Origin of the sequence: Sphingorhabdus sp., from assembly GCF_044354325.1 — a bacterium.
Classification (GTDB): Bacteria; Pseudomonadota; Alphaproteobacteria; order Sphingomonadales; family Sphingomonadaceae; genus Sphingorhabdus_B.
The window spans coordinates 1-2,634 of record NZ_JBILAF010000168.1 but is presented as its reverse complement, the minus strand read 5'-3'; the positions used below and the strand labels follow the sequence as shown (position 1 = coordinate 2,634).

Annotated in this window: 3 protein-coding genes; all 3 read right to left on the bottom strand. The window is 58.0% G+C overall.

Annotation, left to right across the window (positions count from 1 at the left end):
• Window positions 1–304: 304 nt before the first annotated feature.
• The gene (gene virB11, locus ACIQ0G_RS10865; RefSeq protein ID WP_397577918.1) at window positions 305–1,303 is read right to left on the bottom strand and encodes a P-type DNA transfer ATPase VirB11; all 999 of its coding nucleotides are present in this window, start codon (window positions 1,301–1,303) and stop codon (window positions 305–307) included.
• The gene (virB10, locus tag ACIQ0G_RS10860) at window positions 1,300–2,403 is read right to left on the bottom strand and encodes a type IV secretion system protein VirB10 (protein WP_397577919.1); all 1,104 of its coding nucleotides are present in this window, start codon (window positions 2,401–2,403) and stop codon (window positions 1,300–1,302) included. Before virB10 ends, virB11 begins: the two co-directional genes overlap by 4 nt.
• Window positions 2,404–2,405: 2 nt before the next feature.
• Window positions 2,406–2,634: TrbG/VirB9 family P-type conjugative transfer protein (locus ACIQ0G_RS10855; protein WP_397577917.1), on the bottom strand; the 229-nt coding region annotated here is incomplete at its 5' end.

The following is a 2,634-nucleotide window of genomic DNA, read 5'->3' as shown; positions in this document are numbered from 1 at the left end:
GACAGGGTAACAACCCCATCCAGTCTTTTGATGGGGCAGAACGTGTTTGGGAGTTCTTCGAAACGCAATCCGGAACACCTTGATCCCATATAGTCAGGCATTGGCGTTAGAAAAACAAATATTATCAATAATATATAGGAAAGAGAGTTTGTCTGTAGGCTCTCGCCCACCGCCAGATTTTCGTGCGGCATTGTTTGCCGCTGCCATTTACCGATTGATGCGCAAACAACCATGCGCGCGGGATTTCATGCCTGAAACGTCTGTGCGCAGATGTTGCGCCAACGACTGAAGGCGCAGCTTAGCTTTATGCAGCGTTCGTTAATTCGACACAGCTTATGGCGCGTTGGCCGCTGTGGCGGTCTAGTTGGATGACCACATCGATCATGGACCGAGCGTACTCCATCGTTTCGAGGCGTCCAAGGCCAAGTCCGGCCTGCATACACATGAAGGCAATTTGTTCAAACGCGCCTTGGGGTGAATTGGCGTGCACCGTGGTGATGGAACCGGGATGGCCAGTATTGATCGCCCGCAAAAACGTGACCGTTTCGCCGCCGCGCAATTCGCCCACGATCAACCGGTCTGGCCGCATACGCAGCGACGCGCGCATAAGATCGTCCACCGTCACTTGCGCCTCTCCTTGATCGCCGGCCACGGCGACCAAGCCAAGCGCATTGTCGCTGCTCAGCCGGATTTCAGGGGTGTCTTCAATGGAAATGATCCGCTCATGTTGCGGAATTTCCTTTAACAATGCGTTGAGCAATGTTGTCTTACCAGACGACGTTCCGCCAGAAATGAGGATCGTTTTGCGCGCGGCAACGGCCGCACGGAAAAAGCCTAAATAGTCTTGATCCTGCAAAAGCGCCGCAAGCGCAGAACTATCATCAGCGACGTTACGCACCGATGGCAGCGCGCTTTGTTCAAAATAGCTTTCCAGCGTCATGTCTTGCAGCCGGTGTTTGCGGATCGCGAGCGCAACATCGCCGCGCGTTGCGGGCGGTAACACCATTTGCACGCGGGCACCGCCCGGCAATATGGCGGCGAGCAACGGACTTTCGCGGCTAACGCCTTGATGGTTGATGCGTGCGATCTGGTGTGCAAGGCGTTCCAGCAACTGGCTGTCAACTTCTGGTGCGTCGTGACGCTCCATCTGCGCACACCCAAGCCGCTCAACCCATATTTCATGCGGCCGGTTCATCAAAATCTCGGTCACATCATCGCAGGCCAGCCATTCGCCAAATGGCGCTAAATAGCTATTGAGATAGACATTTTCGGCATCGCCAGCCACGGGCGCCGCATGCCTCATTGCGCATCGCCGTCGGTGCCCGAAAAATCGAGGTCGCGGGCGATGAAGATACGAATGGCCGTCCCTTGCGCCACTTTTACCGTCGGCGGGATGTTGATGTCCCGCTGCAAGGCAATACCGGCAACGCTTTTGGCATCATCGGCCGTGCGGACGATGACATCATTGCCACCCTGCTGCAAAAGCCCAAGGCCGGATTGCACAACGGACAATAATATCGCCGAACCAAACCGCTTCAGGAAGTGGCTATCCACTTTACCCCCTAAGCCCGCACGGCCAAGCGGGTCGGTGACGGGCGAGCCTAGCGACACGGTTACGCCATCGGGGCGGGTCAGCCGTGTCCAGACGATGAACGCGCGCGATTGCCCCGCGGCGAGGCCCGAGCGATATTGCCCGATCAAGCGGCTTCCGCTTGGGATCAGCACCCGCCGGCCGTCAAAGCCCATGACGTCGCGGCTAACCACGGCACGCACATATCCGGGCAGATCGGAGTTTATAGCCGTTTCAAGAACGCCGGCGATAATGGCGCCCTGCGGCACCGTATAGCTGCTGTTGGCGATACGCACCGCGCGGGCAGGTGCATTTTCGCCCGCCGCGACGCGGTCCGAAAACCTGTCTTCTGCGCTCAACTCGTCATTTTTTGCGCCTGCCAGACCCGGCGTGGGCGGCAATATAGCGACGCCGCCTTTTGTGGTATCCACAACGATGCCCGGCGCTTGAAAGCGGTTCGGACCAATGGCTGCGGGTCCAACGATACCGGGCACCGCATTTGGGTTATTCACGGGCGGCGGGACAAGGACGGGCGGCGGCAATTCGGGTGGGCCCGGACGCAATATCGGTTGCGGCACAAGACCGCCGGGCGGAACAACCGCAGCTGCGGTGCGGGTGGCAGGCTGTGCCGCAACTTGGTCTGCTTCATTCCGGCTTTTGGCCAAGCTGCTGAAGGTTAAAATGGCAAGCAAGCCAATACCCACCACGCCCAATTTCATGCCCGGGGATAGACCATTTGGCATGGCCACCGGCGACAAAATCCGTTGGTTCGCTTCCTCAAGCGTATCAGCATCGATGGCGGTGCGCGGGTCAGTATTGCCCGATTTAAACATACTCACGGCTTGGCCTCCATCGATTTGCACCCAAAAATCCCGCATTTCTTCTTTGGCGCGCGTGGCTTGGGGGCATCTGCGCCGGGTGTCGGCACGGCATAGGCATCGTTAAAGATGATGGTGACTTCTTTGCCATGACGCAGCACAAATTGCGGCGCGATTTGTTCGACAACCGTATACGGCCCGCGCACCGCGAAGTTGACGATGCTTTCGCCGGCATCGGGCGTGATG